This is a genomic window from Bradyrhizobium sp. 170 (assembly GCF_023101085.1).
Classification (GTDB): domain Bacteria; phylum Pseudomonadota; class Alphaproteobacteria; order Rhizobiales; family Xanthobacteraceae; genus Bradyrhizobium.
The window spans coordinates 3,794,004-3,806,743 of sequence record NZ_CP064703.1; the positions used below are offsets into that span (position 1 = coordinate 3,794,004).

Sequence of the window (12,740 nt, forward strand, 5' to 3'; positions counted from 1 at the left end):
CCACTAAATTAATATTCAGAGTGTCTTACGGATCTGGCGGTGGGAGTCGCCGGCATGCCCAGCGTCAATTCCGGGTGTCGGTGTTTAGGTCCGACGTAGAAGTTCGGTTCGGTACGCGGACTTCGACCACGCTGTGGTTGAGAGCCTGATGACATGAATTGCATGCGGCGGTTAGACCGGCATAGGCCTTGGCGAATGCGGTGCCGTCTTTGGATTGGATTGCGCTTTTGAGTTCCTTGAACGATTGCTCCGTAACGGAGGTGATCATGTCCGGAAGGGAGATGTCGTGTTCGCTGGGATGGGCGCGCCCGAGTCGATCGAATGCGCCGCGAAGGTTTCCAAGCTCGTAGGCCGCAAGCTGCCAGTTTCCATCCTGCTCTGCCTGCCAGAGCCGCTCATGCCGTGGTTGAATTGTCGCAATCATCAGGTCGCTGATGCTCGGCAGATATTCGGTAGCATGAGGTGAGGGCGTCGCTTCTGGCCCTGCGGCAACGCTGCGCGAGGCCGCAAGACAGATCGCCAGGATGGCGGCTGCGGTAATTGCGATCGCCACAACCATGAACGGGCGGCGCCGGATGCCTTTTTCTTCTGGCCCGATCATGCGCGCACTGGCAGCCTGGAAAGCAGCTTGTCGAGTGTGATCGGGTAATCCCGAATCCGTGCGCCACACGCGTTGTAGATCGCATTGGCAATCGATGCGCCGGCGCCGCAGATTCCGAGTTCACCGATGCCCTTACTCTTGAGCGGGTTGGATTGGTCGTCCAGTTCGGCAAGAAAGACGGCGTCGATGTCCGGAATGTCGGCATGCACCGGAACATGATATTCGGCGAGATCGTGGTTGACGAAATACCCGAAGCGCGGATCGAGCGTCATCTCTTCATGCAGCGCTGCACCGACGCCAAAAACCATTCCTCCGATCGCTTGGGAGCGCGCCGTCTTTGCGTTCAGGACACGGCCGGCAGTGAATACGCCCAGCATGCGCCGCACGCGCACCTCACCGGTATCCTTGTCGACGCCGACTTCGGCGAAATGCGTGCCGTAGGATTGCTGAGAAAAATCCTTGTTGTTGCGGCCGGGCCGGATTTCACCATCGGCGTCCATCCCGAGGCCCACAAGGTCCGTCAGCTTTCTGGACTGGTCGCCCGATGCGATATCACCGTTGGCGAACCTTGCGGTTGCCGGATCCATGCCGGCGGTCCGTGCCAGCTTTTCGCGCAGCGCATTGCATGCCTCGAACAGGGCCGAGCCCGAGCTGCCTGCGCCCCATGAGCCGCCCGAACCCGCCGCCTGCGGAAAGATGGTATCGCCGAGTTCGACCTTAACGCGTTCCGTCGGCAGGCCGAGCATCTCCGCTGCGATCTGCGCCAGGATGGTATAAGTGCCGGTTCCTATGTCGGTCATCGCCATTCGCACGGTGCAGGTTCCGCCAGGATCCAGCCGGACATTAGCCTTGGAAAGCAGCAGCGGGTTGCCGCGTGTCGCCGCAGCCATGCCAATTCCCACTAGCCAGCGTCCGTCACGTACCTGACCCGGTTTCGGATTGCGCTTATCCCATCCAAAGCGGCGCGCACCTTCCTGCATGCAGGGGATCAAATGACGGCTGGAATAGGGAATATGCTTTTCCGGATCCTCGCTCGGCTCGTTGCGCACTCGCAGCTCGATCGGATCGAGATTCAATTTCTCGGCCAGTTCATCCATCGCGCATTCAAGCGCCATTAGCCCGACAGACTCGCCGGGAGCTCGCATCGACGACGCCACCGGAATATCCAGGGGCACCTGGCGATGCCGCGTCAGCCGATTAGGCCCGGCGTAGAGGGTGCGGGTCTGCAGTGCTGCGCCCTCGTAAGTTTGCTCGCTGGGCAGATTGCCGGAGAATACGTCGTGGCCGATCGCGAGGATCCGGCCCTCGCTATCGGTGCCCAGGCGCAGCCGCTGGATCGTGTCGGAGCGGTGCGTCGTGACATGAAAAATCTGCTGCCGCGTCAGCGCGATTTTCACAGGCCGCTGGAGCTGTCGCGCAGCGATCGCCGCTAGGATCGCATCGGCATTGACCCAGAGTTTGCCGCCGAAACCGCCGCCGATGAACGGGCTGATCAGGCGTATATTCTCGACGGGAATTTTCAGGGTTGTCGCGATGACTTGTTGACCCTGGTTGAGCATCTGGTTCGCAGTATGCAGGATCAACTTGTCGCCGTCCCACATCGCGAGCGTGGCGTGCGGTTCCATCATCGCGTGGCTTTGCAACGGGGTGGTATAGGTCACGTCGAGTTGCACCGGGGCGCCGGCGAATGCGCTTGCGAAATCGCCCACCGCGCTGTCGGCTGCCGGCGCGTCGCCTGGCTTTGGAACGCGGGCCTCGTTGAGGTTGGCACGGAGCGCGTATTTTCCGTTCGACCGATCATACTTCACGTTTACGAGGTAAGCCGCCGCCCGGGCCTCCTCGAAGCTGTTGGCAACCACGAAGGCGACCGGTTGGCCGTAACCTGTCACTTCCGGCCCGGTGAGTACGGGATGCGCTTCGCGGTGATTACCGGTGCCCTGCGCGGGCGCGTTGCGATGGGTGAGAACTAGCGCGACGCCCGGCGCCTTTTCCGCCGCGCGCGTCTCAATCGATTTGATCCTTCCTTTTCCGATCGAGGCTTCGACCACAAAACCATACAGCACGTTGTTCTGTTGTACCTCATAGGCGTAGCGCGCGCCGCCGGTAACCTTCAATAGGCCGTCCACGCGGTCGATTGGCTTGCCGACGACGCCTGGTGTATCGAGGACATTGGGACCAACGGGTGAGTTCATTTCCATGCGTTCGCTCCGTCAAGTCCGGGTCATTTCTGCAAGCACGCTGTGCAGCGTGCGCCGCGTCAGTGGCATCTTGAAATCGTTACCGCCAAATCCGCGCGCGCCTTCTAGAACCGCAGCTGCGGTTGAATTGAAGGTGGTGGTAGTCGAAGGCGCGTTAGCCAGGCATTGTTCGGCCCGCGCTGAACGCCAGGGCTTGGGCGCCAACCCGCCGAAAGCCAGCCGGGCCGAGCGGATCCGGCCGCGGTTGCTATCGACGATTGCGGCGACGGAAACCAGTGCAAACGCGTAGGAAGCGCGATCGCGGACCTTGCGGTAAAGCTGCACACCCGGAGGCGCTGGAGGCAGCGTCACAGCGGTGATGATTTCACCCGGTTTGAGCGACGTCTCGATCTCGGGGGTGTTGCCGGGAAGACGATAAAATTCCGCGATCGGAATCACTTTGGTTTCACCCTGGCGATTTACCGTCTCCACCTTGGCGTCGAGCGCCTGCATCGCCACCGCCATATCCGACGGATGCGTCGCGATGCAGTGCTCGCTTGTGCCCAGGACGGCATGAATGCGGTTAAAGCCAGCGATCGCCGCACAGCCGGAGCCGGGGCTGCGCTTGTTGCAGGGCTTTGTGACGTCATAGAAGTAATAGCAGCGGGTTCGCTGCAGCAGATTACCGCCAGTCGTGGCCTTGTTGCGCAACTGCGCACTGGCGCCAGCCAGCAGCGCACGGCTAAGCACGCCGTAACGCTGCCGCACATGTGGGTCGGCGGCGAGATCGCTGTTGCGAACCAGCGTGCCGATACGCAAGCCGCCATCGGGAGTTCCTTCGATCTTGTCGAGCGGCAGGCGGTTGATATCGACCAGAGTCGAAGGTGCCTCGACCTGCAATTTCATCAGGTCGAGCAAATTGGTGCCGCCAGCGATGATTTTCGCACCAGGCTTGACAGCAGCGGCGGCCGCTTGCGCCGTCGAGTCGGCGCGTTGGTAAGTAAAGGCTTTCATGTTGGCATTCCCGCGGCTTGTTTGATGGCCTCCACGATGTTGGGGTAGGCTGCGCAGCGACAGATGTTGCCGCTCATTCTCTCGCGGATTTCCGCATCGGTGAGTTCGGGGGCCGACTTCGTCAGGTCCTCGGTCACGTAGCTCGGCATGCCCTGCTGGCTTTCAGCCAGCATTCCGATGGCCGAGCAGATCTGGCCGGAGGTGCAGTAGCCGCACTGGAAGCCGTCATGCTCGACGAAGGCCGTTTGCATTGGATGCAAATTCGCGCCTTGGGCGAACCCCTCGATCGTGGTGACCGATTGGCCGTCGTGCATCACCGCCAGCGTCAGGCAGGAGTTGATGCGGCGTCCTTCGATCAGCACAGTGCACGCGCCGCATTGGCCGTGATCGCAGCCCTTTTTCGAGCCCGTCAGCGCGAGGTGCTCCCGCAAAGCATCGAGCAATGTCGTCCGGGGATCGAGGGCCAGCGAATGCGAACGGCCGTTGATCTGGAGTTCGACCTTCACGGGCGATGAAGGGGGCTCGTTGCCATCGATCTGATCGTCCGCAAGTACAGCATTCGGCAGCGTCGTCAACAGCAATGCGGTGGCTCCCGTCTCAATTACCGTGCGGCGCGTAACTTCAAATGCATTTGGAGTACCGGGTTCTGTATTGGAATCATGCTCGTCCATGACTGCTCCATGTTCGCCAAGTCGATGATGGCTGTCTGGAAGACATCCGGCTTACGGCCAAGTGTCGTCCGGTAGGTTGATCACGATGGGCGTCGCCGTGCTGCGCACGACAACCCATCGAAACGGCGCCTGTTTCGAGGGATTGATTTCCATATGGGGCAGGAAGGCGGGGACATGAATGAAGTCTCCGGCCTTCGCACGCGCGACCGATTTTCCTCGCGCACCCCATCGTATTTCGCAGATGCCAGAGAGCACGTAGGCGATCGTCTCCTGGTCTCCGTGATGATGTATTCCCGTCCGCGATCCCGGCTCCACCTCGAACAGGCCGCCCCAGATTCCGGACGCGATGCCAAGCGCTGGCGCGATAGCGGCGCGACGTTCGGAGCCTGGCGTCTGCGCTGTTCCCGGATCGAATTGGGCGGGGCTGACGATGTGAATTTCAGAAGGAGAACTCATGGCGTCCCGGATCATGTTTGAATGGGTAACCATGAAAAGTTAAGCAGCGGCCGATCAGAAAACCACTAAATTGGAATTTAGATATCCGCGTCGAACTGAGGACACGGTCGCGGCTGCTCGGTGGTGACACCGATCGTGACACGATCGACTGCGCGCATCTTCCCATTTCTCGTCCGGGTGTGCTCGCGGTGAGCTTCTTGCGCCGATCGAAGAAAGCGCGCCATTATCGAGAACCGCCGGCCGGATGCTCCGGCATGCCTTCCGGCTTGTTCTTAGGGAATTTTGCGATGGTAGCCTCGGTCTCGTTGAGGTGCTGGGCAACCATCGATGGCGGCGTGCGGGAAATCCAGTCGGAGAGGGAGACATCTCGAAATAGGGAGACTCTGAACACTTCGAGAAACTGCAAATCGCTATCGCCAGTGTTCTTTATATAATGTCCCAGGTTCTTCTTGACGTAGCCGACGTCGCCCGCGTTGAAATCCATGGTGACGGCGTTCGGGCCAGTGCTGAGGATCGTCATTTGGCCTTTGCCCTTGATCCAGTATTGCCATTCGTCGGCGTTAGAGTGCCAGTGCCTCTCCCGTAGGCCACCGGGACGCACGGTGACCAGTGCGGCGGCGACCGTTGTAGAAACGGTGAAGTTGCGGCTGTCGGCGATCCGCACCGAACCGCCCTTGGTCGCGCGCGGGGGCTCCCGATCCGAGCGAGAAAGTGAAGGGGTGCGGCGGCGCGCCGCTTCCGCTCACCGCCGCGCGGTCCGCGGCGAGGTCGCCGGGTAACTCGCCTTGGAAGATGTAGAGGTCGCGCAACGGGATATCCTTGAACGTCTCGGCGGGGACACCGAAATGTTGACCGAGGATATCCGGCGGCGTATGCGTGAACCATTCCGACATCTGGAGGGTAGTGAACTCGGAAGCCTTGCCTTCATCGAAACAGAGAAGGAACTCGCAGCCGTCCGGGCCGAGCCCCTGAAGGGAATGCGGCAGGCCGGGAAATACCAAAGGTCACCTTCTTTCACGTCGGCGATATATCGGCCTAATTCGTCGAGAATGGTGATGCGGCACGCGCCGCACGTCATGTAGGCCCACTCTGCAAACTGGTGCCAGTGCATCTGGCGGATGCCGCCGGCCGTCAGCCGCATGTTGACGCCGGAGATGGTGTCCGCAACCGCAAAGGAGTCCTGCGTTACGGCCCAGCCGCCATTTTGAATGCGCCGCGGCGCGTTGGTGAACGATGCCCAACTCAGCGGCATGCTGCCGACGTCCGTCTCTGAGAAAATGCCGCCGGAAACTGATCCCTTATGGCCGGATTCTGCGGACCGGAATCGGTGATGCTCCGTGGAGTCTTCGCGTTGATTGCACCCTGCGGAGGATCGTTTGGATTGCCGAAGGTGATGTCACTCTTCACCGGCGCGGCATTCGCCGTGGTCATTGTAGCTGCCGTCATCGCCCCACCGACGGCTGTCGCCGCCAACATGTCACGCCTCGAAAACTGTTCACCCCTGTGCCAGAACGAAGAGAATGGTGGAGGTAGTCGCGGGCTTTTCCTGAGCCGTTATATAAAGGTTTAGAACGGCTCATCCGCGCGTATTTTGAATCAGGCGCTGCCCAGCCAATACTGGCGGCATTGGCACGGCTGTGATCTTCGATCATTCGGCGGGCGCAGGTGCTGTTTCGCCGGAAGCAACTTGTTTCCTCTTTTCCCCGAACAGCCGGGTTTGCAGCCGATCGAGATAGATATAGACGACCGGCGTCGTATAGAGCGTGAGAATCTGTGACAGGGCCAGACCGCCGACAATGGCGTAGCCGAGCGGTTGGCGGATCTCCGAGCCGACTCCGGTGCCGATCATCATCGGCACGGCGCCGAGCAGCGCCGCCATCGTGGTCATCAGAATGGGGCGGAAGCGCTTGATGCAGGCCTGATAGATTGCCTCCTCGGTTGACAGGCCTTCGTTCTGTTCCGCCTGCAAGGCGAAATCCACCAGCATGATGCCGTTTTTCTTGACGATGCCGATCAGCAGAATGATCCCGACGATCGCAATCACGCTGAGGTCGTAGTGAGCCGCCATCAGCAACAGCAGCGCACCAACGCCGGCCGAGGGCAGGGTGGAGATAATGGTGATCGGGTGGATCACGCTTTCGTAGAGCACGCTGAGAATGATATAGATGACGAAGAGCGCGGCGAGGATGAGAATCGGCGTGCTCGACAACGATGCTCCAAATGCCTGCGCATTGCCCTGGAAACTGGTCTGCACCGAGAGCGGCGGATGCAGGTCCTTTTCAGCCGCGTTAATGGCGCTGACGGCTTGTCCGATCGCGGTGCCCGGCGCAAGATTGAACGAGATCGTCACCGACGGGAATTGTCCGGTGTGGTTGACCACGAGCGGGGCGACCTTCACTACCGAGTCGATCAACGTCGACAACGGCACCTGTTGCCCGCTTGACGATTTGACGTAAATGCCGTTGAGCGCCTCTGGGCCGTACTGGAATTTGGGGTTCACCTCCAGAATGACGTGGTATTGCTGAAGCGTAGTATACATGGTCGAAACGATGCGCTGCCCAAAGGCGTCGTCGAGCGTGTTGTCGATCGTGTACGGCAGGATGCCGTAGCTCGAGGCGACCTCGCGCTTGATCGTGATGTCGAGCAACGGCCCGGAACTGAGCTGATCGGTAGCCACGTCAGTGATGCCCGGAATTGCCTTGAACTTGTCAAGGAACAGAGCAGACCAGTGGCTGAGCTCGCCGGGGTCGGCATCGTTCAGCGTGTACTGGAACTGGGTCTTGTTGAGCCGTGCCCCGACCGTGATGTCCTGGGCTGCCTGCATGTAGAGCGAGATGCCCTGGATCTTGGCCAGATTGGTCCGCAGCCTGGCCATCACCTTCTCGATCGGCTCGCGCTCGTTGGCGGGCTTGAGCTGAATGAAGACACGGCCATCGTTGAGCGTGTAGCTACCCCCACCGGCGCCGACGGCCGAACCGACGGTGGCGACAGCCGGATCCTTCATGATGCCGTCGAGCAAAGCTTGCTGACGCTCCTTCATCGCCTGGAAGGAAATATCCTGCGCCGCCTCGGACTGGCCGATGATCAATCCGGTATCCTGCTGGGGAAAGAAGCCCTTGGGAATGATGACGTAGAGATAACCGGTCAGCGCGACCGTGCCGAACATCACCATCAGCGTGATGAAGCGGTGCCGTAGCACGACCTTCAGGCCCGCCTCATACGCGTAGAGCAGGCCATCGAAGCCGCGCTCGGACATCCGGTAGAGCCACCCGTGCTGCTCGCTCTCCGGCTTGAGCAGGTAGGCGCACATCATCGGCGTGAGCGTTCGCGAGATGACTAGCGAAAGAAGGAGCGCCACGCTCACGGTCACTGCGAATTCGCGGAACAGCAATCCGACATAGCCGCTCATCAGGAACAGCGGAATGAACACGGCGATCAGCGAAAACGTGATCGCCATAACGGTGAAGCCGATCTCGCCGGAGCCCTTGAGTGCCGCGTCATACGGCGACATGCCATCTTCGATGTGCCGCGTGATGTTCTCGATCTCGACGACGGCATCATCGACCACGAATCCGACCGCAATCGACAAGGCCATCAGCGAGAGATTGTCCAGGCTGTAGCCCATCTCGTAGAGGATCGCGAACGTGCCGACCAGCGACAGCGGCACGGTGACGGCAGGGATGATGGTTGCCCACAGATTGCGCAGGAATATGAAGATAACCATGACGACGAGCGCAACTGTCAGCAGCAACGTGAACTGCACGTCGGCGACTGATGCGCGGATGGTCTGGGTGCGATCGGATATGACATTTATCTTGACGGCGGCCGGGATCGAGGCCTGAAGCACCGGCATCATCGCCTTGATTCGCCCCACGGTTTCGATGACGTTGGCGCCGGGTTGCCGCTGAATCGCCAAAATGATCGCCCGCTGACTGTTGTACCAGCCGGCGATCAACTCATTCTCACCCGCGCTGATGGCGCGGCCGATATCCCGGACGCGAACCGGCGACCCGTTGCGATAGGCGATGACGAGGTCGGCATACTGGTCGGGCTTGAACAACTGATCGTTGGTATTGAGCGTAAAGGTCTGCCGCGGGCTGTTGAGCGTGCCCTTGGGAAGGTCGACATTCGCCTGCCCAAGCACCGTCCGGACGTCCTCGAGGTTGATGCCGCGGGCCGCCAGCGCTTCCGGATCGACCTGGATGCGGACCGTCGGCTGCTGAGTGCCTCCGATGCCGACGAGGCCGACGCCGGATACCTGCGAGATCTTCTGCAGCAGGATATTTTGCGCGTAGGCGTCGACGACCGTCAGCGGCAGGCTGTCGGAGGTGATGCCAAGAACCAGAATCGGCGTCTCTGCCGGGTTGACCTTTCGGATCTGCGGCGGATAAGGCAAACCGGCCGGCAAATAGGCGTTCGCGGCGTTGATGGCTGAGAGCGTGTCGCTGACCGCGCCGTCGATCTGCCGATTCAGGTCGAACTGCAGAGTGATCTGGGTGTAACCGAGCGCGCTGGCGGATGTCATCTGGGTGAGACCCGGGATCTCCCCGAATTGTAGCTCGAGCGGGGAGGCCACCGTGGACGCCATGGTCTGCGGATCGGCGCCAGGGAGCTGTGCGGTCACGGTAAGCGTCGGATAATTGACGTTGGGCAGTGACGCGACCGACAACAGCGGATAGGCGACCAAGCCGCCCACCAACAAGGCGACCATCAGCATCGCGGTCGCGATCGGCCGATAGATAAACGGCGCGGAAATGTTCATGGGATCGGCGCCTGTAGCGCGTCCTGCGCGGCTTCTTCCTGCGCTGCCTTGCCGTGCAGCGTCACCACATGCACGCCGGGCTGCAGCTTGTATTGCCCGTCGGCCACGACCTGCTCGTTGGCCTCCAGGCCGGCATCGATCAGTGCCTGGCCGTCGCTGATTTGCGCGACCTTGAGCTGGCGGATTGCGACGGTGTTGTCCGGATTGACCACATAGGCGTAGGGACCGGTCGAACCTTCCTGCACGACGCCCGCGGGAACGGTCAGGCCGTTGTGCCGGGTGTCGACGAGCAGCCGCGCATTGATGAGCTGGCCTGGCCAGAGCTTGCCCGACTTGTTAGCAAAATTGGCCTTGAGCTGGATCGAGCCGGTAGTCTGCAGGATCTCGTTGTTGACGAGGCCGAGCACTCCCTGATCGAGGAGCGCCGTATCATCCTGGCTGTAGGCGAGGACCGCAAGCGGCTTCTTGGTCGCTTGCTGTTGCTGCTGGATTTGCGGCAGCGCCTTCTCTGGAAGCGTGAAGATCAGCGAAATCGGGTCTAGCTGCGTGACGACGACGAGGCCGTTCGCAGTTGACGGACTGATGATGTTGCCGACGTCGATCTGACGAATCCCGACCACGCCATCGATCGGCGAGGTCAGGCGCGTGTAGCTGAGTTCGACCTTCGCCGAATCGATCAGTGCCTGATCGGCCTTGACGGCCGCCACCAGTTGCCCCACTTGCGCCTTCTGGGTTTCGAGCAATTGCGGAGTTGCCCAGCCCTTCTGACTCAATGTGGTGTAGCGGGTGAGATTGGCCTGAGCGTTGATGAGCTGAGCCTGATCGCGCTCAAGATTAGCCGTGTATTGATCGATCAGGGCCTGGTAGGGTCGCGGATCGATCTGCGCCAGCAGGTCGCCCGCATGCACGGCCTGGCCTTCGGTGAAGTTGATGCTGACGATCTGCCCCTGGATTTGGGCCCGCACGACGTCGGTGTTATACGCGATCACGGTGCCGACGCCGGTCAGATAGATAGGCACGTCATGCTGGGCGACCGTCGCAGCGACAATCGGCACCGCGGGCGGAGCGGGTGCTGCAGCGACCTTCGCGAAGGGGTGGGCGTACATCAAGTACAAACCACCGGCAGCAAGCACGGCGGTAAGTAGGGCCGCAGGCACAACGACTCTCTTATTCATGGCCGTTCTCACTTCTGAAATGACGGATTTTGTCTAGCAGCCAGTGGCTGATGTTCCTGAGGTCAGGCACGGGAACAGGTTTGTTGCCGTGGATGAAGCCGCGGGCGGAGGGGCAACCGTGGGGATTGTCGGCAGCACTGCACTCGGACCCACGGTGGGCGCCACGGTTAGTGTCGGCACCGCTGGTGTGGCACTGACCCCAAGATTGCTAATCTCCGTCGAGCCCAACGGAATTCCGGTTCGAGCGACACCGCCGGGCGCAGTGGGCGCCGTCGAGGTTGGAGTAGATGATGAAACCACGCTGCTTGAGCCCGAGCCGCACATTCCCGACATTCCCGCCGTTTCCATCGTTCCTGAAGTTGCCGAAACTCCCGACGTGCCCAGGATGCTTGACGAACTCGATATGCCCGACGAAGTTGACGCTCCCGACATTGTCGTGCTGCCCGTGATCGCTGCGCTGCCGGCCGTTGTTGCGGTGGCGGGTGATCCTGTTCCCATCCCCATTCCGCCGCCATCGAAGCTCGCGGTGGACCCGAACATTGAGGATGGCGACGTCCCCACGGTCGAACATGCCGTACCACTAGCTGTACTCGGAATCGTGATTGTGCCCGTTACGCCGGTGGGTGCGGGACTGAGTCCTGGAGAAGTGATCTCAGTGGAGCCGAGCGGGATTCCGGTCGGTCCGACTGACGTACCTGGGCTCACCCCAAGCGGCGACGTCGCATCAAGGGTCTGCGTCGTCACCATTGCACCAACTTGCGCGATGGCCCCGGTGGAAGCCAGGAGCGCCGGAAGCATCGCAAGACTCAACGAGAATCTTAACCGTATTCTCCGTGTGAATCCGGCGGCGCCGAGGCCAGAGCGCATCGACGCCTCGGAGCGAGTTTTTGCGATTTCGATCACGACAGCCTCGCGGACCATTCGAGCAACCGCGATTGGCGGAATCGACAGCGGCAGAGTTGAAAGAAGAAGGGCAGCATGGAGTCGCTCCAAGGAATGATTGAATGATCGCAGGATCGTCGTTTTGGTCGGCTCTAAACGCTTCAATCGTAATTGGCCGGACAATCAAACCTGTTCAACTAAATTTGCGTTTATTCTTTCTGATACGATCGCCGCCCAAGACGGCTCCTCGACCGTGAGCCGAATCTGCTCCCCACCGAATGATGAAGGGGCTGACCCCGGCCATTTCGGTTCTCAGAAAACTAAAAGTAATTTTACTTGAACCGTTGGCGCTTCCTGCCGATGTCCATGGACTTTGCCTGATGAAGATAATCGGGTCGGGAAACACCTCAGCGAAACATTGCCGCAACTATGGAGAGCACAATGAGCGAAGACGATGTCGCGGGCGTGGGCGGCTACGATGGAGCTGCAGCCGGGTGGGGGATCGGAAGCGGACGGGCGTGTTATGCCGAACCTGACAGCGGTCGCGTCCAATATCGCGCAGGGCTCAATCGCGGCCTATTATCCGGAGGCGAATGTGCTGGTTGCGCTCGATCATTACGACGCGAAATCCGGAACACCTTCCTACAAGTCGACGCCAGTTCTGCTTCAGGTTCGCGAAAACCACGAAGTGCTGCGCCGATTGGTTGAGACCGCCAACGATTAAATCCGCTTATGCAATAAATAGTTTGGTGGGAGCTAGCAAAGACCGCCTCGTCGTCCAGGCGAAGCGAAGCTCGCGAGCCGGAATCCATAACCCCCGATTATAGTTTTCGCGAAGGACCCAAGAGCTTCGGTAGCCACGAAGGCCCGTGGTTATGATCCTTGGGTTCGCAGGGAAGACGATGATCGTGAGCATTATGATACGCCTGCTGCTAAGAAGGCGCCGCCCAACGCATGAGTACAGCTGGATGTAACGCGGTTCACGTCACCTGAAACGCTGTG

At 60.4% G+C, this 12,740-nt stretch carries 9 protein-coding genes and 1 pseudogene; 2 read left to right on the forward strand and 8 right to left on the reverse strand.

Going from position 1 to position 12,740, the window contains the following annotated elements:
* Positions 1–64 precede the first annotated feature (64 nt).
* From IVB05_RS17430 to IVB05_RS17465, 8 genes and pseudogenes are all read right to left on the reverse strand, one after another.
* Complete coding sequence (locus IVB05_RS17430; RefSeq protein ID WP_247785803.1) at positions 65–601, reverse strand: cytochrome c; 537 nt, start codon at positions 599–601, stop codon at positions 65–67.
* A complete protein-coding gene (locus IVB05_RS17435; protein ID WP_247785804.1) occupies positions 598–2,799 on the reverse strand; it encodes a xanthine dehydrogenase family protein molybdopterin-binding subunit in 2,202 nt (733 codons plus the stop codon). Before IVB05_RS17435 ends, IVB05_RS17430 begins: the two co-directional genes overlap by 4 nt.
* 12 nt (positions 2,800–2,811) lie before the next feature.
* The gene (locus IVB05_RS17440) at positions 2,812–3,792 is read right to left on the reverse strand and encodes a xanthine dehydrogenase family protein subunit M (RefSeq protein ID WP_247785806.1); all 981 of its coding nucleotides are present in this window, start codon (positions 3,790–3,792) and stop codon (positions 2,812–2,814) included.
* On the reverse strand, positions 3,789–4,463 hold the full coding sequence (locus IVB05_RS17445; protein WP_247785808.1) for a 2Fe-2S iron-sulfur cluster-binding protein: 675 nt from the start codon (positions 4,461–4,463) through the stop codon (positions 3,789–3,791). The genes IVB05_RS17440 and IVB05_RS17445 overlap by 4 nt, the downstream gene beginning before the upstream one ends.
* A gap of 51 nt (positions 4,464–4,514) precedes the next feature.
* Positions 4,515–4,919: a cupin domain-containing protein gene (locus IVB05_RS17450; RefSeq protein WP_247785810.1), complete on the reverse strand. Its 405-nt coding sequence runs from the start codon at positions 4,917–4,919 to the stop codon at positions 4,515–4,517.
* Positions 4,920–5,142: 223 nt separating this feature from the next.
* Positions 5,143–6,365 (reverse strand): annotated as a pseudogene (locus tag IVB05_RS17455) (cupin domain-containing protein).
* Positions 6,366–6,567: 202 nt separating this feature from the next.
* Positions 6,568–9,681, reverse strand: coding sequence for an efflux RND transporter permease subunit (locus IVB05_RS17460; protein ID WP_247785811.1), 3,114 nt, complete (start codon positions 9,679–9,681; stop codon positions 6,568–6,570).
* Positions 9,678–10,856, reverse strand: coding sequence for an efflux RND transporter periplasmic adaptor subunit (locus IVB05_RS17465; RefSeq protein ID WP_247785813.1), 1,179 nt, complete (start codon positions 10,854–10,856; stop codon positions 9,678–9,680). Before IVB05_RS17465 ends, IVB05_RS17460 begins: the two co-directional genes overlap by 4 nt.
* A gap of 118 nt (positions 10,857–10,974) precedes the next feature.
* Here IVB05_RS17465 and IVB05_RS17470 point away from each other — a divergent pair, with 118 nt between their 5' ends.
* Together IVB05_RS17470 and IVB05_RS17475 are read left to right on the forward strand one after the other, a co-directional pair.
* Positions 10,975–11,856, forward strand: a complete 882-nt coding sequence (locus tag IVB05_RS17470) for a hypothetical protein (RefSeq protein WP_247785815.1) — start codon at positions 10,975–10,977, stop codon at positions 11,854–11,856.
* Positions 11,857–12,261: 405 nt separating this feature from the next.
* Positions 12,262–12,462, forward strand: coding sequence for a hypothetical protein (locus tag IVB05_RS17475; protein ID WP_346771863.1), 201 nt, complete (start codon positions 12,262–12,264; stop codon positions 12,460–12,462).
* Positions 12,463–12,740: the final 278 nt, after the last annotated feature.